At 40.8% G+C, this 24241-nt stretch carries 23 protein-coding genes; 10 read left to right on the top strand and 13 right to left on the bottom strand.

Annotation, left to right across the window (positions count from 1 at the left end; genetic code table 11):
• Positions 1–152: 152 nt before the first annotated feature.
• Complete coding sequence (locus H5164_RS07950; RefSeq protein WP_124015255.1) at positions 153–590, top strand: hypothetical protein; 438 nt, start codon at positions 153–155, stop codon at positions 588–590.
• A gap of 118 nt (positions 591–708) precedes the next feature.
• On the opposite strand, the gene H5164_RS07945 is transcribed toward H5164_RS07950, so the two are convergent.
• The 6 genes from H5164_RS07945 to cutA form a co-directional block, all read right to left on the bottom strand.
• Complete coding sequence (locus H5164_RS07945) at positions 709–1122, bottom strand: DUF2391 family protein (RefSeq protein ID WP_124015254.1); 414 nt, start codon at positions 1120–1122, stop codon at positions 709–711.
• Entirely contained in the window at positions 1112–2146 is a 1035-nt protein-coding gene (locus H5164_RS07940) for an aldose epimerase family protein (protein WP_124015253.1), read from the bottom strand. Before H5164_RS07940 ends, H5164_RS07945 begins: the two co-directional genes overlap by 11 nt.
• Positions 2147–2171: 25 nt before the next feature.
• Positions 2172–3314 carry a galactokinase gene (gene galK / locus H5164_RS07935; RefSeq protein WP_182755493.1) on the bottom strand — a complete coding sequence of 381 codons (1143 nt, stop codon included), beginning with the start codon at positions 3312–3314 and terminating at the stop codon, positions 2172–2174.
• 184 nt (positions 3315–3498) lie between these two features.
• Positions 3499–5169, bottom strand: coding sequence for a cation:proton antiporter family protein (locus H5164_RS07930; protein ID WP_182755491.1), 1671 nt, complete (start codon positions 5167–5169; stop codon positions 3499–3501).
• Positions 5170–5475: 306 nt separating this feature from the next.
• The gene (locus H5164_RS07925; RefSeq protein ID WP_182755489.1) at positions 5476–7344 is read right to left on the bottom strand and encodes a protein-disulfide reductase DsbD; all 1869 of its coding nucleotides are present in this window, start codon (positions 7342–7344) and stop codon (positions 5476–5478) included.
• Positions 7341–7667 (bottom strand): divalent-cation tolerance protein CutA, encoded by a 327-nt coding sequence (gene cutA, locus H5164_RS07920; protein ID WP_124015249.1) that lies wholly within the window; start codon positions 7665–7667, stop codon positions 7341–7343. Before cutA ends, H5164_RS07925 begins: the two co-directional genes overlap by 4 nt.
• 202 nt (positions 7668–7869) lie before the next feature.
• Here cutA and H5164_RS07915 point away from each other — a divergent pair, with 202 nt between their 5' ends.
• Positions 7870–8517, top strand: coding sequence for an FxsA family protein (locus H5164_RS07915; protein WP_124015248.1), 648 nt, complete (start codon positions 7870–7872; stop codon positions 8515–8517).
• Positions 8518–8657: 140 nt separating this feature from the next.
• Here the strand turns inward: H5164_RS07915 and H5164_RS07910 are convergent, their stop codons facing one another.
• Positions 8658–9017: a hypothetical protein gene (locus H5164_RS07910; RefSeq protein WP_124015247.1), complete on the bottom strand. Its 360-nt coding sequence runs from the start codon at positions 9015–9017 to the stop codon at positions 8658–8660.
• 90 nt (positions 9018–9107) lie between these two features.
• Positions 9108–10559, bottom strand: coding sequence for an MATE family efflux transporter (locus H5164_RS07905; RefSeq protein ID WP_182755487.1), 1452 nt, complete (start codon positions 10557–10559; stop codon positions 9108–9110).
• Positions 10560–10771: 212 nt separating this feature from the next.
• Here H5164_RS07905 and H5164_RS07900 point away from each other — a divergent pair, with 212 nt between their 5' ends.
• The 3 genes from H5164_RS07900 to H5164_RS07890 all read left to right on the top strand — a co-directional run bounded on the left by H5164_RS07900 (position 10772) and on the right by H5164_RS07890 (position 15192).
• Positions 10772–11062 carry a co-chaperone GroES gene (locus tag H5164_RS07900; RefSeq protein WP_124015245.1) on the top strand — a complete coding sequence of 97 codons (291 nt, stop codon included), beginning with the start codon at positions 10772–10774 and terminating at the stop codon, positions 11060–11062.
• Positions 11063–11119: 57 nt separating this feature from the next.
• Entirely contained in the window at positions 11120–12757 is a 1638-nt protein-coding gene (gene groL / locus H5164_RS07895; RefSeq protein WP_124015244.1) for a chaperonin GroEL, read from the top strand.
• A gap of 431 nt (positions 12758–13188) precedes the next feature.
• Positions 13189–15192, top strand: a complete 2004-nt coding sequence (locus H5164_RS07890) for an ATP-binding protein (protein ID WP_011639074.1) — start codon at positions 13189–13191, stop codon at positions 15190–15192.
• 250 nt (positions 15193–15442) lie between these two features.
• Here the strand turns inward: H5164_RS07890 and H5164_RS07885 are convergent, their stop codons facing one another.
• Together H5164_RS07885 and H5164_RS07880 are read right to left on the bottom strand one after the other, a co-directional pair.
• Complete coding sequence (locus H5164_RS07885; RefSeq protein WP_182696841.1) at positions 15443–16171, bottom strand: NYN domain-containing protein; 729 nt, start codon at positions 16169–16171, stop codon at positions 15443–15445.
• A 34-nt stretch (positions 16172–16205) separates the two neighbouring features.
• Positions 16206–17255, bottom strand: coding sequence for a nuclease-related domain-containing protein (locus H5164_RS07880; protein WP_182755485.1), 1050 nt, complete (start codon positions 17253–17255; stop codon positions 16206–16208).
• A 289-nt stretch (positions 17256–17544) separates the two neighbouring features.
• On the opposite strand from H5164_RS07880, the gene H5164_RS07875 reads away from it, so the two are divergent.
• The gene (locus H5164_RS07875) at positions 17545–17781 is read left to right on the top strand and encodes a helix-turn-helix domain-containing protein (protein ID WP_124015241.1); all 237 of its coding nucleotides are present in this window, start codon (positions 17545–17547) and stop codon (positions 17779–17781) included.
• Between the two features lie 64 nt (positions 17782–17845).
• Here H5164_RS07875 and H5164_RS07870 read toward each other — a convergent pair whose 3' ends face one another.
• Positions 17846–18334 carry a TIGR00645 family protein gene (locus H5164_RS07870; RefSeq protein ID WP_124015240.1) on the bottom strand — a complete coding sequence of 163 codons (489 nt, stop codon included), beginning with the start codon at positions 18332–18334 and terminating at the stop codon, positions 17846–17848.
• A 434-nt stretch (positions 18335–18768) separates the two neighbouring features.
• Between H5164_RS07870 and H5164_RS07865 the strand changes: the two genes are divergently transcribed.
• The 4 genes from H5164_RS07865 to H5164_RS07850 all read left to right on the top strand — a co-directional run bounded on the left by H5164_RS07865 (position 18769) and on the right by H5164_RS07850 (position 22532).
• Positions 18769–19194, top strand: a complete 426-nt coding sequence (locus H5164_RS07865; protein WP_182741723.1) for a hypothetical protein — start codon at positions 18769–18771, stop codon at positions 19192–19194.
• A gap of 255 nt (positions 19195–19449) precedes the next feature.
• Complete coding sequence (locus H5164_RS07860; RefSeq protein WP_182755483.1) at positions 19450–20811, top strand: malectin domain-containing carbohydrate-binding protein; 1362 nt, start codon at positions 19450–19452, stop codon at positions 20809–20811.
• Between the two features lie 319 nt (positions 20812–21130).
• On the top strand, positions 21131–21535 hold the full coding sequence (locus H5164_RS07855) for a hypothetical protein (RefSeq protein WP_124015237.1): 405 nt from the start codon (positions 21131–21133) through the stop codon (positions 21533–21535).
• 244 nt (positions 21536–21779) lie between these two features.
• Positions 21780–22532, top strand: coding sequence for a class I SAM-dependent methyltransferase (locus tag H5164_RS07850; protein WP_182755482.1), 753 nt, complete (start codon positions 21780–21782; stop codon positions 22530–22532).
• 141 nt (positions 22533–22673) lie between these two features.
• On the opposite strand, the gene H5164_RS07845 is transcribed toward H5164_RS07850, so the two are convergent.
• Together H5164_RS07845 and H5164_RS07840 are read right to left on the bottom strand one after the other, a co-directional pair.
• Positions 22674–23555 carry a hypothetical protein gene (locus tag H5164_RS07845; protein WP_182755480.1) on the bottom strand — a complete coding sequence of 294 codons (882 nt, stop codon included), beginning with the start codon at positions 23553–23555 and terminating at the stop codon, positions 22674–22676.
• A 362-nt stretch (positions 23556–23917) separates the two neighbouring features.
• Complete coding sequence (locus H5164_RS07840; protein WP_124015235.1) at positions 23918–24196, bottom strand: DNA polymerase III subunit epsilon; 279 nt, start codon at positions 24194–24196, stop codon at positions 23918–23920.
• Positions 24197–24241: the final 45 nt, after the last annotated feature.

Genomic DNA, 24241 nt, shown 5'->3' with positions numbered 1-24241 from the left:
AATCATCGTTTTAGGCATTGATTCTCAGAAATATTCTGTTTAAATACCCACGTAAATACAGAACAAATAATCGTGTTGTAGATTGGCTGTTTTATTAGCCATCAAGCTGCATCATTTTTAGGATATGTGTTGATTTAAGGGCGTTAGCATATATGTATAACACAGCAAAAAAACAGGTTTGGTTTGGTGAATTAAGAACATCAAAAGGTAATACTATTGTTGTTCATGATAACCAACTGCCACAAGCGTCTCCAGGGCGCATCTACTTTTACAATACAATTCGTAATACGATTGTTGAGTATGTAGAAGACATCGTTAAAGTGAATTTACATGACTTAGATGATGAGCAAACAAAAGCGGCAATCGCTGAGTTTAATGATGCTTGGAAAGCGGCACGTGCTGAGTTTATGTTAAAGCATCAATCACGTATCGACTTGTCAAAAGTACCAGACACAGCGCCTCCTCGTAAGGCTAAACCAGTGCCAGAACCAGATGAAGTTATTGATTCAGATGATGACATTCCAGAATTTGATGACTCAGATGATGACGATGACAGCTTTGATGAAATAGGTGATAGCATAGACGATTAATTCTGTGCAATACATTAAGTTTTAGACTTAATGTATTGTGTGATTAGTCGCATTACTGGTTTATATTGGTCATAGATTGACAACGTCATAAGCAATAATTTTTTATTGCTTATGACGTTTATTCTTTGTCAAAACTATCAACAATAATTGCGCCCATCGATGCGGGCATCGCAATTAATATCATCCGCTTAAATGCTAAAATGGGATCGTCCCATAACGGCAATTTATCTAATGCTAAAAGCACTATTCCCACGACTAATAACGTCAATATATAGGCAGCAACAACTCGTAATAGAAATGCTTGTCTGCGCTTAATAATATTGGCCTGAAATACACTCTGGTAGGCAAATAAGGCAATAAACGCTAGCGACAGTACCACGATCAAGACCAAATTTAAGCTTGGTAAGCTGGCTGATAAATGCCAAGCTTCTTCAGAAAATGCAATCGGCACCGACAGGGCAAAAGCCCCTATGGCAATTTGGCCAATGTCTTCAGCATTAAAATTAGATTTAACAGGCGGATTATTCTGCATCAAACTGATATCGAGTGATGTGATGATAAACGTGTCCCGGTTTTACCCACACATCACCAGCTAAGTCTGGTTGATTAGGTGAATCAGGTAGCATCTGCGGTTCAATACACACGGCTTGGTGATCGCAAAGTGGACGTTGTTTTTTACCAATAGTGCCTTGCAAAAAATTAGCCCCGTAAACTTGTACGCCGGGTTGGTTAGTATAAACCGTCATACTGCGGCCACTATTTGGGCTGGCTAAGCAACCAAAACGTTGCAAGTCTGCCCCTGGGTTATCTAACACATAACAATGATCAAAACCTTTAGTGGCGGCTAATGCTGCGCGCTCTGTCTGCACCGACATTGGTGTAGGTACAGCCATATCTAAATCGCTGCCTGCGGTAGCTTGCATTGACGTTGGTATGCCAACATCATTCATTGTGAGGTAATGTTTAGCATCCACTTGTAGAGTATGTTGAGCATTGGTGTCGCTACGATTACCGTCTAAATTAAAGTAGCTATGCTGGGTTAAACTGATGGGGCAGGCTTTATCTGTGCTGGCCAGCATTTCAATGTACACATTGTTACCCGCTAAGCGGTAATCGAGCTGTACGGTGCAATTACCTGGAAACCCCATGTCGCCGTCAGGGCTTTTTAAGGTTAAGCGCATGCCATCACTTAATGGCCCAAGCTGCCATAATTTGCGATTAAACCCCTCCGCGCCACCATGTAAACAGTTAGTCGCTTGATTAATACTCAGTGAGTATTGTTGGCCATTATATTGAGTTTTACCATTGGCAATTCGATTGCTATAACGTCCTGCAATCGCACCTAAATGTGCTTGTTGGGCTAAATAATCTTCGGCGCTGTCGCAACCTAAGACAATATTTTTACGTTCACCATTGCGATCGGGAGTCCATAATGATCGAATAATACCGCCTAAACTTAATACTTCGAGTGCGATGATGCCATTATCGATTCTTACCCGTTCAATCTCTCCACCACGGGGATCTTGCCAAGGTTCCAATACACTAAAACGTACCATTTATGCTTCCCACTTTTGTAAAATATTAACTGATGCGTCCTGCACCGCCACTTGCTGAACACAAGTATATTGTTGCTTCGATACCTGTTTGCTTAAAATATTGCTTTTCAACCACATTAATCACCTCATCGGTGAGATCATGATTAACCAGAGCTAATACACAGCCATCGCTCATCCGCACACCGCCTTGTTCGCCGATCAGCGATGCAACCATAGTCACCAAGCAATCGATTTCTGGGGTAATAATCTCAAAGTCATCACGCATTGAAACTTGAGACTGCGCCATTAACTCACTAAAACGAGCAATATTATTCTGTTGTAATGCTCGGGCTGCATTACTGGTGCGTTGGTTTTCAGTGATCACATGGCGAGTACGGCGAAACTGTTCATCACTCAATACATCTTTATTGAGATTCAGTTGGGCGAGTGATAAATCGCGTAGAGAATCGAGGCCAAGTATCGTAGTGATCTGACTGCATTCTTGTTTGCGCTGTTCAAACTGCTGTGTAAAAACATGACGATCTTGTTTTATATCAATCACAATCAAGCTTAATTCTTCAGGCAATAGCACAGCTTCGCTTTCTAGTTCTAAGCAATCAATCAATAAGGCATGATCGGGCTCTGCCATCGCACTGATAATTTGGTCCATCATGCCGCAATTTAATTGCATAAATTGGCTTTCACCGCGCTGTGCTAATTGGGCAATAGCAATAGGTGATAAATGTAATTGGCTGGCATTACTGATAGCAGTACCAAAAGCGATTTCCAGTGCTGCTGAAGATGATAAACCTGCCCCAAGCGGCACATCACCGACAATCGCTAAGTCTAAGCCTTTTGCCTGTAAACCTGATTGGTTCATTGCGGCTGTAACGCCCTTTAAATAATGGCTCCAATCATCGCCAGCAGCTAAGGTTCCTTCTTCGCCAAAGTACCATTGTTTAATGTGCCCCGGAAAAGCGGTACTGACCGCGCGAAATAAATCATCATCGCGATGCTTTACAGCAATAACAGTATGAAAATTAATGGCGGCAGGTAATGCGAGGCCTTCGTTATAGTCAGTATGTTCGCCCATAATGTTAACTCGCCCGGGCGCTTGGTATAAATCATCGGGCTTAGTGCCAAAAGTTTGCACGAATAATTTAGTCGCGCGTTGAGCAGGGTTTGACATACTTCAAAAAATCCAACAAAGGGTGACAAGAAAAAGTCTTATTAGTGGAGTTATAGCATGACTTTACTCGATCTGTAACTGTGATTTGTTTATCCGACGCAAAATTGAAAATACGTTGTGGAAAACAAAAACGCCTAGAGATATTTCTAGGCGTTTTAAATGGATCGCAACTTAGGGACAGATTTTATGATGTTGACTTAACGGGCTGCTCATCTGCCGCGATAGCGTGATTCTCATTGGTTATTTCGCCGGCGGATTCAGATGCGTTGACTGATGGCGAATCAAGTAGCTCTTTAATCACATGGTCAACAAAACCTCTACCTGCTGCTTCATACAAGTTGTACACAGTATTCACACCTGAGTCTTTTAACGAATCGGCGTCTTCTGTGTATTGTACAATGGCGCTGATTTTACCTTCGTAATTTAATCTTTTCAGTTGTTGAACGGCAAACAAGTTACCGACGTGATTTGGCATTGCCAGTAAAACCAACTCTAAATTAGGAGCCCGTTCGAGCTTTTCCCAAAAATCGGTATCGCCAGCATCGCCTTGAACGACATTACGACCTTGATTGCGATGAAAGTCGACCAGCTCTTGTTTATGCTCAATACCTAATATTTCGCCTATGTATTTTGAACGTAACTCATCATAAGCACCTGAACCAATTCGGCCCATACCTAAAATTAAGAAGCGTGGATTACCAATTGGGATCTGGCGATCTTCAGGGTGCAAAGGATGGCGTTCTAGTTTCATTAGTCTGGTTTGATAACGTAAATAAATCTTCGCGACGCTGTTATTCAGCGGTGCTGCAAATAAGAAACTAATGCTTAAGGCGACCGCAATAATAATCAGCCATTGTGGTGGTAACCAACCTTTTTGCGCCGCAACAGCAGCTACAATTAAACCAAACTCACTGTAGTTACCTAAGTTAAATGAGGCTAATAACGAGGTGCGCGAACGTAATTTAAAGCGGGTTAGCAAGTAGATAAACATAACAATCTTAACCGGGATTAACACAACTAAAATAGCGGCTAAGCCGATATCTGCCAGTGTCGGCAAACCGTTTAAACCAATGGTTAAGAAAAATGCGACTAAGAATAGCTCTTTAAAGAAATAAATCGATTTAGCTAACTCAGATGATTTAGCATGTCCTGCGAGTAAAATCCCCACAATTAGAGCGCCTAAATCTGGCTTTAAACCTACGGCTTCAAATAGCCATGCGCCCACAACTAAGGCCATGACTAGGCCAAATAACACTAACATTTCACCGTGGCCTACTCGGTCAAACACTTTGTATATCAGTGGCTTTGCTAATGGGAGTAACAACAAGGCAAAGGCCCAAACAGATGGAATGTTACCTTTGGAAATGGTTAAAAATATTACCGCGAAGATATCTTGCATAATTAAGATACCAATCGCTACTCGGCCATATAGAGACTGCATATCACCGCTGTCTTCAAGTACTTTTACCGCAAATACGGTACTTGAAAAACTCAGAGCAAACGCTACTAGCATCAGTTGATTAAAGCTAAACCCATCTAGTTGCTCAATGCCTAAAAAGCCTAATACCTTAAGTACAGGTACAAAAAACAGAATTGAACCGATTAAATGCAAACTTGAACCAGCCCATACTTCGGCTTTAAAAAGACTCTTTAGATCAAGTTTAAGGCCAATGGAAAACAGCAGTAAGGTAACGCCTAAGTCGGCAAGCTGTTGCAAAATAGGCAAGCTAGTGTCTTTAATTCCTAAGGTAAATAATACAAAACCAGCAGCAAGATAACCTATGAGTGGCGGTAAACCAACACGGCTAACCAACATACCGCAAAGCAGAGTGATAATAAGGATAGCGGGTTCCATAAAACTCCTTAGATGAGGAATATAAAAATTATATTGTATAAGAAAAAGGTTAACTTACGGTGACTTTAATACCACAAAAGCAAAAAACAGCATCTTTAGTGATTAAAGATACTGTTTTATATTGTGTTCTAGGCAAAGATTTTACTAACAGATTGTCTTTATAACTGCACTTAACACCCTACTTACAGCTAAGTATGATGATCAACATAGCCTGTTAGGTAACTTATTTAGTCAATAAAGTGAATGCATTATATTTGCCGTGTAGATATCGCGCATTGCGTTAATGCGCGATATTACTCAGGCGATTTATTTTGCTAAAAGGATATCTAAATGGGCTGCAAAGTCTTTTGGTCCCATAAATCCGGTTACCCGTAAATCTTCACGTTGTTTGCCGTCGGTATTGAACATTAATAATGTCGGTAAACCCAATACGCCATAATGCTCTAGCAACTCAATATCAATATCATCACTGGCAGTCACGTCCGCTTGTAATAACACCATTTTTTTCATCCGTGCTTCTACATCAGCATTTTTAAAGGTAATGGCTTCAAACTCTTTACAAGCCACACACCAGTCGGCATATAAATCTAACATTACCGTTTTGCCGCTAATACTGGCTTTATCTAATTCTACTTCTAAATCGTCTAGCGATTTAATGCGGATAAAGTGATTCGCTTCGGTTTTGGTTTTACCTTCAACACCCGCTTGGTTCATCTGCACAGAGGTATGGCCAAAGCCAGCCATCATTGCTTGGAAACCATAAGAGAAGCTTGCCATTAACGCCAACAATAGCAGTACTCCACGGGTGCTTTGTTTCCAGTTAAACTCTGACAATCTATTTTGATGCATTAAGTAAGCAATTAAGCTGATTGCCCATACAGACCAGAGTAAATCGGATACTAAACCTGGCCAAATGCGGCCAATCATCACGATAGACACTGAAATCAGCAAGAAGCCAAAGATGGTTTTAATAATGTCCATCCAAGCCCCTGCGCGAGGTAAAATTTTACCACCGGAAGTGCCAATAACTAATAACGGTAAGCCCATGCCCATACTCAGGACATATAGGGCTAAAAAACCTTGTAGCAAGTCGCCAGACTGCGCCACGTAAATAAGCACGCCAGATAATGGCGCTGTGGTGCAAGGTGAGGCGACTAAGCCTGAAATCACGCCCATCATGAACACGCCAATCAGGTTGCCACCTTTTTGGTTGTTCGACATTGAGTTCATTTTTTCCTGCCATTTAGATGGCAGTTTTAAATCGTACATGCCAAACATCGACAAACTCAGCAATACAAACATCACTGCTAAGAAAATCAAAATTGCAGGGTGTTGCAAGGCTGCTTGAAACTTAAGTCCAGCAGAGGCAACAACTAGTCCGAGTAAGGAGTAAGTAATCGCCATGCCTTGTACATAGGCCATAGAGAGGGTGAAGGCTTTGGCCGTTGACAATTTTTGGCCTTGGCCAACAATAATGCCCGATAAAATAGGGTACATAGGGAACACGCATGGTGTTAATGCTAAGCCGATACCTAAACCAAAGAAAATTACTAAGGTCCACAACAGGCTATCGTTTTGCAGCATTTGGTTTAACGTGTCTTGCTCAGTGATAGGGGTTGCAGGAGCATCAGTTGCATTGGTTAGGTTTGCTGATTGCGTGTCATCAGGGGCGCCAATCACTTTTTTGCTGACTATCTTGCCATCATTCGCTTCAATGGCTGATAAGGTTACATCACGCTTGGTCGGTGGGTAACACAAAGTACCTTCAGCACAACCCATAAAGGTGACATGAAACACCGCACCTTCTTGGGCTTCTTTAAATGCAATCGGAATTTCAACGAACGAGTAAAACACCTCTTGGTCGCCAAAATATTCGTCATGGTGGTTTTTACCATGAGGTAATTCAATATCACCAATAACTGCACCATCGACAGAAAACTGCAGCTTGTCGCGGTATAGATAATAACCCTCAGCAATCACAAAGTTGATTTTGAGCTGATTACCTTGTTGCTGGTAGTCAAACACAAAAGCATCGTTGACCTTCATTAATTCAGGTTCACTGCTTAAAAAGCTGAATTTATTCCCCAAGGCATTCGCGCTGTGTGCCACTGGCGCGAGGAGGATTGATGACATCAGTAACAGAGATGTTAGGCATAGTGCGACGATTTTTTTCATGATGGTGAGTTGTCTTTTATCCATTGTAAATAAGGGCCAAAACCACCGATAATCGGAGTGGCAATGAATTCTGGTACTTCATAAGGATGCATTTTGATCACGAGTTGTTCAATTGAATGATAATCAGATGCCATACATTTTATTTGTATTGGTACTTCATTTGACTGACAAATTTTATTGTCCCAGCGATAAATTGACTCAACGGCTTGGCCTATTTGTACGCATGCTGCCAATTTCGCTTCGACTAATTTTGTCGCAATACCTGCAGCAACCTCAGCATTTGGGCAAGAGGTTAAAATAAGTAGCTGTTCAGGTTTATACATAAGTTGTCTTAAAGTTTACTTAAGTTAAAGGCGTTATACTGCAACGCATTACAGTACGATGTTTTAGCATCATTTTCATTAAACTGAGATGATATTCGTGACGCGTCTTGAAAATAGACCCGTTCACCCCCATTTAAGTTTCATCGGCAACAGTTATTTTATCGGTCGCCACTCTATCAAAAAGCGATCATTAGAGGCCAATATGTTTTTTATTTTATTATTAATATTTGTTTTAGTACCCGTTATAGAGCTCAATGTACTCATTGAAGTTGCCAGTTCAATTGGCTCATGGACTACCGTCGCCTTGGTACTTTTTACAGCCGTTGTTGGTGTGTCATTGGTACGTAGCCAAGGGTTAAGTACGTTAATGAGCGTGCAACAAAAATTAGCTCGTGGTGAAGCACCCGGACAAGAAATTGTTGAAGGCATGATGCTTGCCGCCGCCGGGGTGTTATTGCTTATTCCTGGTTTTGTGACCGACTTTATTGGTTTAATTCTATTAACCCCATTAACCCGCTCTCCCATTGCCGCGTTTTTATATAAGCGTATGCAATTGCGTGTGGTCGCCAATGGTGGTTTTAAACCTGGTTTTGGTGGCCAAAGTCCTTTCGGACAATCGGGTCCTTTTGCGGGGCAAAAGCCATTTGATCAGCAGGGTAATACCTTCGACGGTGATTTTGAGCATAAAAATGATCGCCCACGTAGCCATCAAATTGAGCATGAGCAACATGATGTTGATGTGAGTGAAAACCCGCCTCAAGATAAGCATGCCAAAACGGATCACAATCAGGATGACGATATTATTGATGTTGAGCCGATTAAGCCAAAAGACGACCACAAACCGTCTTAATCGCACTAAACGAATTTAATCTTTGATCAACGTTATCTGCAGTGTTGGTTGACGGAATACCGCGTTTTGATGACAGATAAGAATAAGCAGCCGATTGATGCAGATGCATTACTCGGCTGTTTTTGTGTTTATTGCGGTTTTTATTTTTGTAGCTGAAGCTGCTTGTCTTGCTGCGCGCCTAACCAAAATGCACTAATAATGCTTAAGCCCCAGTTGGCCAAAAACACCCAAGTTAAGGCTGACATGCTGGCACCTGCAGTGTCGAGTGCCGCCCCAGAGACAGCTGCATAAATGGAGCTTAAATCATTGCCAATCTCACCGGCCAAAATTTGCTCAGCAATCACTTGGGCGCGGCTAATTATCTGGTTCATTATCACCAACACGCACAGCAAACTGACACTGATAAACCCCCAGCCGAGTAGCTTTTTCCCTAACCAGAGTTGGCCACTGCCAGGGCAAATAATGCCAGAGAGCATGGCGGCATAAATGGACTTTTTCATCATAAACCAGATTTATTGCGTTCAAATATAAGCTTATTAATCACCTTAGCGCGATTAAAAAGCAAGTTCGGCGGCCATTATTAACACAGTTTAATATTCACTGAGGCGAGTGCTTGGCTTGGTTGCATCGACTTGATCGTCCGATGTAGCTGCATCGTCAGATGCGGTGTGATTAGCGTTATCTGGGCAAGGCACAGCATGCTTAATCTTTTCGGGTTCGCTAATTTTAGTCGCCAGATAATAACAAGCTATACCCATTAACGTATTGGCGATGGGGAGTGCCAATAAAATCCCTTTCACGCCACCAATATAAGAGCCTAGCGCCGCCAGCGGTAGCATCAATAACATTAAGCGGCATAAGTTAATTACCAGTGAACTCAAGGGTCTATGATAAGCATTTAAGCTAGTGGCAACCATAATCACAATAGCAAGCGGCCCATAAGAGACAGGCAATATCATAATATAAAAACTCAGCCATTCGATAACCAGTGGGTCATGAGTAAATAGCCCGGCAATAGACTCAGCATAAAAAAACAGCGGAATAAACAATAACGTTTGAAACACAAATGCAAACCGCAATGACATCAATAAGGCTTTTTTAGCGCGATCATGTTGCCCAGCACCTAAGTTTTGCGCAATAAACGGCATTAAACTCGACGACAGCGCCATCACCACAATCAACAATACCGACTCTAGGCGAATACCGGCACCAAATGCGGCCACACCAGCATGATCAATTCGGGCCAACATCGCCATAATAATGCCGTTGGCAATCGGATTAATCACATTCATTAATGCTGCCGGGCGGGCAATATGCGATAAGACTTTCCAGTGTAAAATTAACCGGCCAACATCAAAGTCTGCAAACTGCACCAGTTTACGTTTGACAATGATCAGGTAGCCCGACAGCGACATGGCCACCACCCAAGACAGTGTTGTCGCAATCGCTGCGCCTTGGATTTCAAGTCGTGGAAAAGGCCCAATACCGAAGATAAGTAGCGGGTCGAGGAGCAAATTAACAATCGCGGCTAACATCATAATTTTAGCCGGAGAATGAGTGTCACCCGTGGCGCGTAATGCTTGATTACCCACCATTAATAACACCAGCGCTGGAGCGCCTAAATACCAGTACCACATGTAGTCATTAATGAGCGGCAAACTGGCGTTATTAGCACCCAGTAAACTGAACACGGGTTCTATAAAGATGCAACCGAGAATCGATAAGCCCCAAATAATCACAAAGGTCATACACAAGGCGTCATATAAAAACACTCTGGATTCGGGCGCATGCCCAGAACCAATCAAGCGACCTAAATTGGTCGACACGCCAGCGCCAATGCCAATACCAATACTGGAAATGACTAAGGTTATCGGGAAGGTAAAGCTGACTGCCGCGAGCGATTCTGTGCCTAACTGACTGATAAAAAAGATGTCTACCAGACTGCCACCAAGAATGGTCATAATCCCAATCAGGTTCGGTAAGGTCATGTTAAGCAGCACACGACCAATTGGCGCTGTGAGCAACCCGTGTCTGTCTTTCATCAATTCTCAGCTTTGATATTTTAACGGAGCCGAATTCTATCAGGATTAGCGTTACTTTAATAAAACAGACTTAAAAAAAGTAGAGTTTTTTTTAAAATTCCCCTTGGATCTGCGACTAACCACCCCCATATCACATGCATCAAGGGGAAAACCCTTATTTGTTAGTCAATAGCCTCGCTTTTTGGGCATCAAATCATTAGGAGAGTTCATAGATGAATATTCGTCCATTACATGACCGCGTTATCGTTAAACGTTTAGAAGTTGAATCTAAATCTGCAGGTGGCATCGTGCTTACAGGCAGCGCAGCAGAAAAATCAACTCGCGGTGAAATCCTTGCTGTAGGCAACGGTCGTATTTCAGAAAATGGCACAGTTACTCCACTTGACGTTAAAGTGGGCGACGTAGTGATCTTCAATGAAGGTTACGGCGTTAAGAAAGAAAAAATTGACGGTGAAGAAGTCTTAATCCTGTCAGAAGCTGACCTGATGGCAGTAGTAGGCTAAGCCTCACGCATCAATCGACTTTCCACTTAATCATTAAATTTAAAGGAACATCAAAAAATGGCAGCAAAAGAAGTCTTATTTGGTAACGACGCACGCGTAAAAATGCTTGCAGGCGTTAACATCCTAGCCAACGCAGTTAAAGTAACCTTAGGCCCTAAAGGTCGTAACGTTGTTTTAGATAAAAGCTTTGGTTCGCCAATGATCACCAAAGATGGTGTGTCAGTGGCTAAAGAAATCGAACTAACAGACAAGTTCGAAAACATGGGCGCACAAATGGTCAAAGAAGTTGCTTCTAAAGCCAATGATGCTGCCGGTGACGGTACCACTACTGCAACAGTATTAGCACAAGCTATTGTTGTTGAAGGCCTAAAAGCAGTTGCAGCGGGTATGAACCCAATGGACCTTAAGCGCGGTATCGACAAAGCGGTTATCGCAGCCGTTGCTGAACTTAAACTACTTTCTCAAGAGTGTTCAGACACTAAAGCCATTGCTCAAGTAGGTACCATTTCTGCTAACTCTGACGAGTCAATCGGCGACATCATTGCCACCGCAATGGAAAAAGTCGGTAAAGAAGGCGTTATCACAGTTGAAGAAGGCCAAGCGCTTGAAAACGAATTAGACGTTGTTGAAGGTATGCAGTTTGACCGTGGTTACCTATCACCATACTTCATCAACAAGCCAGAAACTGGCAGCATTGAATTAGACAGCCCATTCATTTTATTAGTAGACAAAAAAGTTTCTAATATCCGTGAATTGCTACCAATCCTTGAAGGTCTAGCGAAAACAGGTAAGCCATTGCTTATCGTTGCAGAAGACGTTGAAGGCGAAGCATTAGCCACACTCGTTGTGAACAACATGCGTGGCATCGTTAAAGTAGCTGCTGTTAAAGCACCTGGTTTTGGCGACCGTCGTAAAGCAATGCTACAAGACGTTGCAATCTTAACTGGCGGTACTGTTATCGCTGAAGAAATCGGTCTAGAACTTGAAAAAGCGACTCTAGAAGATTTAGGTACAGCTAAGCGCGTCATCATCACTAAAGATAACACTACTATCATCGACGGCAGTGGCGACCAAGTGCAAATTTCTGCACGTGTTTCGCAAATCAAACAACAAGTTGAAGAGTCAACTTCAGACTACGACAAAGAAAAGCTTCAAGAGCGTATGGCTAAGTTAGCTGGCGGTGTTGCAGTCATCAAAGTTGGCGCAGCAACCGAAGTTGAAATGAAAGAGAAAAAAGCGCGCGTAGAAGATGCATTACATGCAACTCGCGCAGCGGTTGAAGAAGGTGTGGTCGCCGGTGGTGGTGTTGCCCTTGTTCGCGTAGCAAGCAAAATTAAAGATGTTGAAGTATTGAACGAAGACCAAAAGCACGGTGTAGTGATTGCACTACGTGCTATGGAAGCGCCATTACGTCAAATCGCAACTAACGCTGGTCAAGAAGCATCAGTTGTTGCTAACACTGTTAAAAACGGTGAAGGTAACTTCGGTTACAACGCGGGTAACGACACCTACGGTGACATGTTAGAAATGGGTATCCTAGACCCAACTAAAGTGACTCGTAGCGCGTTACAGTTCGCCGCATCTATTGCTGGTCTTATGATCACAACAGAAGCGATGATTGCTGAAGTACCACAAGATTCTGCGCCAGATATGGGCGGAATGGGTGGTATGGGCGGAATGGGCGGCATGATGTAATCTAACTGGTTAAAATCAGTTATAGCGGCGTTACTTTGCCACTCACGTAGAAAAACACTACGCTTCGTGACAAAAAGCCTTGCTCTAAGCTGATTTTTCCTGCGTTAGATCAAGTGTTGTTTCAAGCCTAAAAGCTTAAAGCCAAACTTCTTGTAAAAGAAAAGAGAAAGCCTCGATACTTAACAGTATCGGGGCTTTTTTTTGATATTTTGGGAATTTAAGAGCAGAATCATTCTGATTACTATCGGGAACTTCACTTTAAATATGCTTCTTTTACTCATGAGTTATAACATACTGCACCGTATGTGAATCGATGGAATGAAGAAGCTATCTATGCTACAAAGTCGTCTACAAACAATGATGAGTCGTTATGTTATTAACTATACAAAAGCTTAGTAATTTCATTTAAGGTGTCAAAAAATAGGGATATTATGAGTAATGTAAATATTAGACGTGCTGTCGATAATATAAAATCAGGGATTAACGTATACACACCTTTAGTTGAGTTAATTGTTAATGCAATCCAAGCCATTGAAATGGGATCCACCCAAGGTGGGAAGGTTGAGGTTCTCATAAAACGAGCTTCTCAACTGCAACTCGACTCTAATAACCTTCAGGAAGTCATAGGTTTTATAGTAAAGGATAATGGTATAGGTTTTACTGACAATAATAGAGATTCATTCGATACTTTATATTCGGCTCATAAAATTGCTATTGGTGGTAAAGGCTTTGGGCGATTTACCTGCTTAAAATATTTTGATGATTTAATTATTTCTAGCAATTATATTTTAGGTGATACTAAGCTTAATCGATCGTTTAAGATGGGTAAAGCTAATGATATTATAGAAGACGAAAAAATTGTGCCTGCTGAGTTTATTAAATCAGGAACAGTTGCAGAGTTAAAATCAATAAAATCATCAAAATTTATTGACAAAAAGAGCTCGACTATTGCACGAACATTATTTGAAAAACTTCTTCCTTATTTTTGTACCGATGGCTACCAATGCCCTGTTGTTGAATTAAGGGATGAAGCTAGTGATAAGATCATTTCTTTAAATGATTTTCTAGTAAATGAAGGCCGTGGTTCAATTGTAGAATTACCAACGTTTAATCAAAAATTCTTATTGACTGAAAATAATGGTGTTCAACAAATTTTTTGTGCTCGCGTTTTTAAGTTTTACTCCCCTAAACAGCAAAAAAGCCAAGTTAATTTAGTTGCTCATAAGAGGACTGTAACTTCTACGCAAATTCAAAATTATATTCCTGAATTTTCAGAAGAGTTTAATGAAACAATTGGAGCCGGTGTTGTTAGAAACTTTATCTTAAAAGTATATGTTTTTTCATCTTTCTTAGATGAGCATGTTTCACTAGAACGTGGCAATTTTGATTTTCATAAAGATAATGATATGCAATATGGTATTTCACAATCTCAAATAGAAGAGCAAGCAGTGAAAACAGCTCTCGAGGTGGTAAGCGAAGAGGTTGATGAACGCACAAGCAAAAAGCAAAGGTTTGTGGTTGATTATATTAATAAAGAAGCGCCTTGGCATGTGCTCATGCTGGACAGTGTTGATTTGTCTAGCTTACCTATGAATCCATCAGAGGAACAAATAGAACTGACCTTCCAAAAAGCGAAGTTTTATATTGAAGACGAACTAAAAAAGGATGTTAAAGTGATTCTCGCTTCTGATGATAGTGAGTCATTACATGATAAAGCGGCTAATATATTAGATCGTATCTCTGAATCTAACAAAAATGATTTAGCACATTATGTTGCCCTTAGGCGTAGTGTGATCGATATTTTTAAGAAAAGTTTGGAAGCAAACGAAAATGGTAGTTTTTCAAATGAAGGAGTTGTGCATGATATTATATTTCCACGCAAAGGGAATTCAATTAAAACACCTTTTCAAGAACACAACCTATGGCTTATTGATGAAAGGTTAAACTTTACTGAATACTTATCGTCAGATTTACCATTGGAAGGTCATTTATCTGATAGGCCTGACTTGTTAGCTTATGATAAAAGAGTGGTGTTTAGAGGGGAAAACGAAGCTAGCAATCCAGTTATGGTATTCGAGTTTAAGAAACCAAAGCGTAATGACTTTGCTAATCCTTCTTCAAAAGATGATCCTGTAAAGCAGATCATCCGTTACGTGCGTAAAATTCGTGATGGTTATTTCGAAACGCCAGAAGGTCGTGAGATTAATATTGAATCTAACACACCATTTTATGGTTATGTGGTCTGTGATTTTGATGTGAAAGTAAGAGATTGGTTAGAAGAAGAACATGATTTCAAACCTATGCCTGATAGAAAGGGCTATTTCAAATGGCATGCAAGTCTCAATTTATATATTGAAGTATTAAGCTGGGATAAATTATTAAAAGACGCTGGTATGCGAAATAAATTATTTTTCCACAAGTTAGGTATAATTTGAAATTAGCAGTGCCACGCATTGTTAAATCTTAGAAGTAAGCTCTAAAGTCAGCAAGTTACGCTGATGCTGAAAGGTGAACCATGAGTATTTGCGAGATGACCGTCCATCCCATGGACGGGATGTTCGAGCCCTAATGGATGAGTTTACGGCGTGTCGGTGAGTGAATGTCATGGTGAGCCTGTCATAGTAGTCAATTCGTTACGAAATTATCGTTGTAAACTATTACTAAATTATCTCGAGACAATAATAGTTATTTCCCCTTACCGTTTGCCGTTTTATGCCTTTTTTTGTCTTTTACCCAAATGACTGAGCCGTTGGTTTTTTTCATATCAAAAAGATCTATAGATGCGAATAAATCACTCAGCTTCTTGAAGCCATAATTACGTTGATCAAACGAGGCATGATTAGAAATATGAGTACCTATAGGTCCTAACATTGCCCATCCGTCATCTTCCTCTACAGCTTCAATAGCTTGCCTCAATAAACTGATGAGCTTTGTGTTCTTGTTTAAGCTTTTAGTGGCTGTAGGTAATGGAATATCTTCACTTGGGTCATCATCGAGAAATAAAAATCGAGAACAACTATTCACAAATGGCATAGGAGCTTTGCGCTCTCCAAACCCGATGATGGTTTTACCATCAGCCAGTGCTCTAGTGACTAAGGGGGTAAAATCGCAATCTGATGAGACTAAACAAATAACATCTACATCTTTTGTATATAAAACATCCATAACATCAATAACCAGTGCCATGTCTGTGGCGTTTTTACCTTTAGTTAAATCGAATTGCTGGATGGGTTGAATTGCATACTCATGCAGCACATCTTCCCAAGTTTTTAAATTAGCGTTTTTCCAATTACCGTAAGCCTTACGTATATTTACCACACCATAGCGAGCAAGTTCTGATAACACTTTATCAATTTTCTTAGCAGGAGCATTATCAGCATCAATAAATACTGCGATTTTATCCTTATCTTTCATGTTGACGTCCTAGTCTGAGGATCAGAGTTAATGATTAAATAATTCGTTTTTCAAACCCACAATCTACACAATTCAAGGTGTAGGTTTCTTTGCGCTTGGTGACCTTAGTATTTTTATTTTGGCATTGTGGGCAGGGTAGTTTCATCGATGTGTTTTTACTGCACTGGTTGCAGTTGATGTAGTAACCGAATTTGCCATACATCGGGGTGTATTGTGTTGATTCACCGCAATGTTTGCAGCTTATTATGGGGTGTTGATCATGCGCGAATGCTGCTACTGGTGCAAGTATTGCGACAGTAGATTGAACTAGATGATGAGTGGGCGCTGATGCTGGTTTAGGCCCTTGCTCAAGCTCTGGTTTAAATTCTGGTGTATTTGGTATCGGTTGGATTTGCTTTTGTTGTGCCGGAGCAGCTTCAGTTTGCTGAGTATTTGAATCGATATGTTGGCTAATAAGAAATTGGCCAATTGAATCGAGTTCTTGCTGACTAAAGTCTGGTCGAGTGTCGGTGACGCTGACCAAGCGGATCAGTTTGTGTTTAAGATTCATGATATCTTTGAGTTCATCGACCAAAAATTCAGTTTTATACAGTTTGTCCGAAATCTCTTTGGGCATGGTTTTTCGGTCGATCACAGCATTACTGGATACCGCACATAAATAATGCCAGCAGCGTCCATTGAAGCCTTGCTGCTTTATACCCAGTAACTTACCTAATATGTCATTCTTATGATGCTTGAGCATTTCTTGCAACAAGGCTTGTTGCAGCTCAACTTGCTTGATTGGCGAAGACATACCTGACCATTGGTTGTTATAACTGCGTGTCCATTCGCCTTGTTTGTTCACTTTAACGTGACCTTTAATGCTTTTTGATTCAATTAGCACAAAGCCATAGGTGTAAACGATCAAGTGATCGATTTGAGCCGTTTCATCATTAAAGCTAAATTTGAAGTCGTTAATAACCAGTACTTCGGGATGATCTTTAAATGCACGGCGTAAGAAGAAAGCTACATCCTGTTCCTGTTTTTGACCCGCAATCGTTTGCGGCGTTTTGGTCATTTGTAGTGTTTTAGTTTTAAGAATCATTTACCAACAGCATCCATTCATAACTTGATAATAATCAAGCTCATAATATCTATGATGCTGATAAAAAAGCCAGTGTTAATTTTAAACGTATGGCGTAATCGATTCGATAGTGTAACAACCTACACTTATAACTCGTTTGGCGACTTAGATAATTAAAAAGTGTACTTAACTATACTTTTGTTGATCTTGACAGAAGAGATTACAATAAAGTGTAGGTTGTTACACTTTACTGTTGAAATATCAAGCATTCAGAGCTAAAGTGTAGCAAAGTACACTTTGGACTAACGTTATGACACCTGCACTTAATCAACAATCTTTAGGCTTACTCATTAAAGAAACCAGAAAAAATGCAGCACTGACTCAAGATGTGGCGGCGATGCTGTGTGGCGTGACCAAAAAGACTTTGATCCGTGTTGAGAAAGGCAATGATGTTTATATTTCGACAGTGTTCAAAATTCTTAATGGTCTGGGGATTAGTATTGATATAGCGCAGAATCATAATGCTGATCCTAAAGTGTGGTACTAATCGATAGTAAATAAAAAGCCCTGATGCTGTTATGTATCAGGGCTTTTTATTTGGAGATGGATGGTTATTTTCGCGTAATCTTATCCAGATATCCCATGGCGAAGGCCGATAACACGAAGGTGATGTGGATGAGTAGATACCACATGATCTTGTCGTTTTCGATGTTTTCGGCATTCATAAATACTTTGAGTAGGTGAATCGATGAAATCGCCACAATAGAGGCGGCAACTTTGTTTTTAAGTGAACCTGAATCCATCTTGCCTAGCCAGCTGAGCTTTTCACTGTTTTCGCCCACATCAAGCTGTGATACGAAGTTTTCATAACCTGAAAACATCACCATGATGAGCAGGCCTCCGACTAAGGTGATGTCGATGAGTGATAGGGTGATCAACACCAAATCAACTTCTGCGATGGTGAAAATAATGGGTATGATGTGAAAGATCTCTTGAAAGAACTTTATGCCTAAGGCGAGTAAGACTAAGCTTAATCCTAAATAAATAGGCGCCATGATCCAGCGCGATGCATACATCAATCTTTCAAACACTTTTTCCATAAAAAATTTAACCCTTCAGATAAAATACGCTAGAAATCAATCGAACCACTCATGGTAAAACAATAACATGATGAACTTTAGCTGTGCTTGCATACTGTAGCAAGCATGTTGAGGTGTCATCTATACACTTTGCGCGATGCATAGTGTATTTCATAATGTCTGTAGACGTTAGGTTTTTGTGGGTGTGAGCCTAGGGGGAAGTCATTTTTTGGCCGCAAACCTTATAAGAGCTTGATATGGGTAATGTGAGTTATTCGATGTCGATAACGGTTGTTTGTGTATTTATACCCCCCTGTTGATTTAGCTAAAGCGAATAAAATCAATTGATTAATCAGTATGGTTACCGTTAACTAAATCCGTCTTTGTCCCTGTTTTCTAAAGGTTTTAGCATCAAAGTCGATATAAATATTAGCCTGCTATGCAAGGAGCAACCATTGAATATTTTAGGCGTAAACTCAACGACTTCGGTGACAGATAACCTGCAAAAAGTGTCAGTTAGATTACGATCTACTATTGCACCACAGGGGACATTGAACACTCAAGTTGAAGCGACAGATAAGGTGTCTATTTCAAATGAGGCGCAAAAAAAGCTGTCTTCTGAATTAAGTTCTACAATGCGTAATAATGCACGTGGTGCAACATCACCGCAGACAAAGCAAGTCGATACGCGCACTGAAATAGAAAAGAAAATTGATCAGTTAAAAGAAGATATTAAAGAGTTACAAGCGCAACGTCGAGAGTTGATTGGTGACAATTCAGAAGAAGCTGAATTGCAGCGAAAAGTGTTAGATCATCAAATTACTATGCTTAATACACAGCTCATTTCCTTATTTAAAATACAAAAGGAAGCGCAGAAATAATCTACTGGTGTTAGAGCCTGACGTATGAGACAGAGTGTAATCGGCAAGCGTAAACGGTATTGCGCCATCCTCATTTATTCTGTTTTACTCCTAAATATTTAATTGATCCATTTAATGTTTTTCTCATTAATGACCTGTAATTCGGCTCGGATATTTTGTTTATGTTCTCCGTTCAAGTGCAGCCAGTTACATATTGTTTACATAAGGTGTTGCGTTTATCATCGGTATTCGCTGACGTATTTATGGAATAACATAATGGAATATCGCAACATGCTGCTGGTCGCCAGCACCTCTCTTCTGTTAGCTGCCTGCAGTCAACACACGTTCAAAATACCTGAAGCTCAAACTCAACATCATCAAGCTAATCCTTCGGACCAAATAGTCTGGGCTATTAATAGTGGCGGCGATGCCTATCTTTCTTCAGACGGGATTCAATATCAGGCTGACGCTATAAAAATGGCCAGTGGCGATGCGAGTCATGTTGTTATCGCCAAGGGGACGATACTTGGCACTCAAGATCCAAACTTGTATTTGTCTTCTCGCCAGGGTGAAACTATTGCTTACCAGCAGCCACTAGTGAATGGTACTTATAGTGTGACGTTACGCTTTGCCGAAGACCAATGGACCCAGAAAGGCAAAAGACAGTTCTCGGTGTGGATTGAGGGCCAGCAGCGTATTCCTGTTATTGATGTCGTTAACGATCGCGACGGGCGTAATATGACCTCCTATGACATCAGTGTGCCAAATGTTGAGCTTGCAGATGGTCAATTGAATATTGATTTCAAAGCCGTAACCGGCAACGCCAGCATTAGTGCCATTGTGGTTCGTAAACCTTATCAGGTAGATAAAGACTGGCACCTGGTGTGGCAAGATGAGTTTAATCAGAATGGCCGAGTCGATGAGACTAAGTGGAACTATGAGCTGTGGGCACCCAAACGCGTTAATGAAGAACTGCAACGCTATACTGATCGCAGCGAAAACGTGCGTCAACAAGGCGGAAATTTGATCATTGAAGCGCGACGTGATTTCTTTCAAGGTGATGAATACTCGTCGGCGCGCATTACTTCAGCCGGTAAAGGCGATTTACTTTATGGGCGAGTGGAAGTGAGGGCTAAACTGCCTGACGGCTTAGGCACTTGGCCAGCGATTTGGATGATGCCAAGTGATTTTGATGCTTATGCCGAATCCTGTGAAGACCCTACCGATAAACAAAAACTGTGTAATAGCTGGCCGAATTCTGGCGAGATAGACATTTTGGAGCACGTTGGTTTTGACGAGGGGCGCATACATTCTACTATGCACAATAAAGCCTTTTTCTGGAAAAACTTTAAGCAACGCAAAGGCGCGCTTTATGAGCCGGATGTTACCCATAACTTTCATCTGTATGCGATGGAATGGAGCCCAGAGCGCATAGATGTGTTTATCGATGACACTCTATATTTTTCGTATATCAATGATCACCAAGGCTGGCAATCATGGCCGTTTGATAAACCGTTTCATGTCATTCTTAATATTGCCGTAGGCGGTGGATGGGGTGGTATTAAAGGGGTGGCCGACGATATCTGGCCGAAACAAATGCTAATTGATTACGTACGTTTGTATCAAAAAAGTCACTAACCTGAACTCTAACCGATTGATATTTTGAGTGCTCTTTAGCAAAACCTCAACAGATAAAGTGGCATTAATTCAATGCAATTAGATAGGCACATCGAAAAAGTGTTAGATAAAGACTAGCGATAAAATTGAGCGAAGTGATTAATAGGCACATCGAATAATAGATACCTTTACCATTAAGAAGAGATCCGTCAATGTAAACGTTATAGCCATTTAAATAATCTGCTGATTATCGCAGCCATTTTTAATCTAGGCCTCAGGTTGGTTGATTACACTTGTTACTTAGTGATGTATTTTAACTTTAAAAGAAGGACTTATCGTTATGGATAAACATAATTTACACGCAGCTCGTAAAATACCTTGGGTTGCGATAAGTGTCATTGCATCCATAGCCTTGCTGCTTGGACTCTTGCTCATGCTGATGCCCAAGGGGTTTAAAGGTACTCACGAGCAAATCGGTACGGGTAAGCCTGCGGTAGTCTTTGTTTATAATCCTAACCTTGTGTCGAGTACCACCCAGACTGAACAGATGAATGAAGCTCGCTCTCATCTTGGTGATAACGTGTTTTTTCTGCTTGCCAGAGAAGCTACTCCTGAGGGAGAGGCGTTCATCGCTAAATACCGAGCGAGACCTAATGAGCTATTACTCTTTGACTCAGCAGGAGTCCTAATTAAAAGACAAGCTGCGGTGATAGGTGCGAATGAGCTCATGCTGTGGGTACGTTAGCCATTTAACGTAATAGTTATCAGTGATTAATTGAGATATTAAGTAAAACGCTAAAAAAAGCCTCGCTATAGAAGGGGAACGGGGGGGCTTTTAGCATTTGGGCTTATCTTGCTTAGGGACGATTTACTTTGTTGTTAGCCTTTAGAGAATAGTCGTTAGTGATTTCTCATTCCTTATTTCTCAATCGTGCGATTTGATATATGATGCGCCACCCTAAATTTGCCTATGTCGCCGATCCCTTTATATGTCTACCAATGCCCTTTATACCGATTTGTCCGGTTATTACGATTTAATGTGCTGTGACATTAACTATCAGCAGCAAAGCAATAGCATAGTGCGCTTGCATCAGTTGTTGGGTAACAGCGGTAAACAGCATTTAGATTTAGCCTGTGGTACTGGGCCGCACGTGAGGCATTTCATCGATTTAGGGTTTCAAAGCAGTGGTCTGGATATCAATCAACCTATGCTCGATATTGCGATGCGTCGTTGTCCTGAAGCGCAGTTTAGTTTGCAAAATATGACTGAGTTTTATGTTGACCAAAAACTCGATTTGATCACCTGTTTTTTGTACTCCATTCATTACTCACCAGGTACCGAGGCGCTTAAAGCCTGCATTGCGAGTGTGTATAAAGCATTAAATACTGGTGGCCTGTTTTGTTTCAACACAGTTGATAAACATAAAATCAATAACAAGGCGTCAGTGCGCCACAGCGCCGAGTTTGCGGGCAGCCAGTTTGTGTTTGAATCTGGCTGGCATTATCAGGGGGAGGGTGAAATGCAGTCGCTTAATGTCAGCATTGCCAAAACTGATGCTGATAAGACTCAGCAATGGCAAGATTCCCATGCGATGGTCGCCACCAGTTTTACTGAACTCGAAGCCTTGTTAAGCCCGTATTTCGAGGTGCAAATTTTTGAACATGATTACGACAAAATTATCCCGTGGGATTTAGCTTCAGGCAACGCCTTGTTTGTGTGTACGAAACGTGAGATTGAGTAGCTAAGGTTTTTCACGGTCATTCGCTATTGCTAGTGAGCCGGAATACAGATTTTTATGCCATGATATTGCTATTTGATGGACGAGTACCCTGTGGTTTTCGCCCGGTCATTTTGAGCATAACCTTGATGCTAAATAGATATTTTAGTGACAGATATACTGATAAATGTATTTATCATCAAGCTGCTTTTCAGACATAACAAAGGCGCAATCACCGCTAGCAAGTGTTCGGATGTACGCTTCAAACTTATCTTTTTCATCCATATCAGCAAAATGAAAAACACCTGTCGCAGATTTGCTCGTCATGGGTATTGAGTTGTTAAATCCATCTCGGCCCCCGTGAATCACAAATGAACTGGTGACAATATTAAGCGATACATTCAAGAAGCTATTCTGTGGCTGATTAAGTTCCTCAGTTGAATTGAAATCAATCGTTAAGAACACTCCCAAATCATTCATACTAGGGATTTGTATTGCCTTTAATGCCATGTAACTTGCTGATTTTAATGCTGGAATATACTCTTTGAAATAAACATCATAAAGATCATTACGCAAATAACTTGTCCGCAGGAAGTCATAAATACTGCCATTGCCGTCAATATGACCAGCATAAACAAGGTGCTTTTCAGCATCAGCTGTAGTTGTTTTAGCGATTGAGGTGGACTGAATCCTAGCCAGTTGTAATTGATTTTTCCGTTCAGCTTTTTTGATGATACTGACTAATTCATCTGTATATGAATAAAGTGAATTCACTTCGCGTTGTTCAATCGTCGACATGTCGATGGGATGAACAATAGGTGTTGCATGGCGATTTTGTTCAACTCGATATTTTTGAGCGGCCTTATTTTTAATATCAACCACTATGATGTAAGGCAGCGTAAACTCTACAGCCCCTTTTAGGGCGGTTTGACTCATAGATAATTCTGAGCAATCTTTACAAACCAATGTCTTAACGCTTGCGAAAACATCTGTAGATAATCCACACGCGAGTAGTGCGATACAAAGCTTAAATAACATCCATTTCATCTACAAAATCCTTATTTATCTATAGTAAAACTATAATAAAGCAAACAACGAGAGCTGTCGGTCAGAGTTAATAAGTGGACAGATTAAGCTTTTTAACAATGATTTGGAATGGATAAAGAAGGGGATATTTTTTAAACGGGTTCAAGATAAGCAGATTGTTGTTTAGTTAACAAGATTTGTTTTATGTAAAATGCTTATTGAAGTGAGTTGCGGATTAAGTGCTGTAGTGTTTTATGGTTATAAGGCTGTTCGCTAGCAAACTTCACCAGTTTCAAGTACCTATTTATATTGGCTTAAGTGTATAAAAATAGGTATTTGAATATGGCCAGCCATCATCAGTAACAATGGCTGTTGATGAGGGATTACTGTGCGGTATCAGTAAATTCTGCTTGAACCTTGTCTAATTCTTGCTGGTTTTTAAGCTCGGTTTGTTGCTGTTTTTTAATGCTGACTTCTTCTACTAGTGCCGCTTGTCTTTGTTTAAGGCTGTGTTTCTCATCTTTGGTTAGAAACTTAAACGCTTTTTCATTGGCAAGTGCATACGCAACGACATCTTCGCCTTTTACTCTGCGTTCATCCACTCGTTTTGAAAAACGATCGTTATCTCGAGCTTTGCGCTCTTCGGCATTTAACTTACTCATTGGTGTATCCTCATTAGTTAATCACGGTAGGCTTCACTACGCTCA

The organism is Shewanella sp. SG41-3, from assembly GCF_014164545.1.
GTDB classification, from domain to species: Bacteria; Pseudomonadota; Gammaproteobacteria; order Enterobacterales; family Shewanellaceae; genus Shewanella; species Shewanella vesiculosa.
The sequence above is the reverse complement of the archived record's forward strand: the minus strand, read 5'-3'. Positions and strand labels throughout refer to the sequence as shown.

Excerpts from the sequence above, each read along its gene's own strand:
- groL (WP_124015244.1), top strand. The coding sequence starts at position 11,120 with ATGGCAGCAAAAGAAGTCTTATTTGGTAACGACGCACGCGTAAAAATG.
- cutA (WP_124015249.1), bottom strand. The coding sequence starts at position 7,667 with ATGTATAAACCTGAACAGCTACTTATTTTAACCTCTTGCCCAAATGCT.
- H5164_RS07900 (WP_124015245.1), top strand. The coding sequence starts at position 10,772 with ATGAATATTCGTCCATTACATGACCGCGTTATCGTTAAACGTTTAGAA.
- H5164_RS07875 (WP_124015241.1), top strand. The coding sequence starts at position 17,545 with ATGACACCTGCACTTAATCAACAATCTTTAGGCTTACTCATTAAAGAA.
- H5164_RS07860 (WP_182755483.1), top strand. The coding sequence starts at position 19,450 with ATGGAATATCGCAACATGCTGCTGGTCGCCAGCACCTCTCTTCTGTTA.
- H5164_RS07910 (WP_124015247.1), bottom strand. The coding sequence starts at position 9,017 with ATGAAAAAGTCCATTTATGCCGCCATGCTCTCTGGCATTATTTGCCCT.
- H5164_RS07885 (WP_182696841.1), bottom strand. The coding sequence starts at position 16,171 with ATGAAAGATAAGGATAAAATCGCAGTATTTATTGATGCTGATAATGCT.
- H5164_RS07945 (WP_124015254.1), bottom strand. The coding sequence starts at position 1,122 with ATGCAGAATAATCCGCCTGTTAAATCTAATTTTAATGCTGAAGACATT.
- H5164_RS07925 (WP_182755489.1), bottom strand. The coding sequence starts at position 7,344 with ATGAAAAAAATCGTCGCACTATGCCTAACATCTCTGTTACTGATGTCA.
- galK (WP_182755493.1), bottom strand. The coding sequence starts at position 3,314 with ATGTCAAACCCTGCTCAACGCGCGACTAAATTATTCGTGCAAACTTTT.
- H5164_RS07845 (WP_182755480.1), bottom strand. The coding sequence starts at position 23,555 with ATGAAATGGATGTTATTTAAGCTTTGTATCGCACTACTCGCGTGTGGA.
- H5164_RS07950 (WP_124015255.1), top strand. The coding sequence starts at position 153 with ATGTATAACACAGCAAAAAAACAGGTTTGGTTTGGTGAATTAAGAACA.
- H5164_RS07940 (WP_124015253.1), bottom strand. The coding sequence starts at position 2,146 with ATGGTACGTTTTAGTGTATTGGAACCTTGGCAAGATCCCCGTGGTGGA.
- H5164_RS07890 (WP_011639074.1), top strand. The coding sequence starts at position 13,189 with ATGAGTAATGTAAATATTAGACGTGCTGTCGATAATATAAAATCAGGG.
- H5164_RS07930 (WP_182755491.1), bottom strand. The coding sequence starts at position 5,169 with ATGGAACCCGCTATCCTTATTATCACTCTGCTTTGCGGTATGTTGGTT.
- H5164_RS07905 (WP_182755487.1), bottom strand. The coding sequence starts at position 10,559 with ATGAAAGACAGACACGGGTTGCTCACAGCGCCAATTGGTCGTGTGCTG.
- H5164_RS07855 (WP_124015237.1), top strand. The coding sequence starts at position 21,131 with ATGGATAAACATAATTTACACGCAGCTCGTAAAATACCTTGGGTTGCG.
- H5164_RS07850 (WP_182755482.1), top strand. The coding sequence starts at position 21,780 with ATGTCTACCAATGCCCTTTATACCGATTTGTCCGGTTATTACGATTTA.
- H5164_RS07880 (WP_182755485.1), bottom strand. The coding sequence starts at position 17,255 with ATGATTCTTAAAACTAAAACACTACAAATGACCAAAACGCCGCAAACG.
- H5164_RS07915 (WP_124015248.1), top strand. The coding sequence starts at position 7,870 with ATGTTTTTTATTTTATTATTAATATTTGTTTTAGTACCCGTTATAGAG.
- H5164_RS07870 (WP_124015240.1), bottom strand. The coding sequence starts at position 18,334 with ATGGAAAAAGTGTTTGAAAGATTGATGTATGCATCGCGCTGGATCATG.
- H5164_RS07840 (WP_124015235.1), bottom strand. The coding sequence starts at position 24,196 with ATGAGTAAGTTAAATGCCGAAGAGCGCAAAGCTCGAGATAACGATCGT.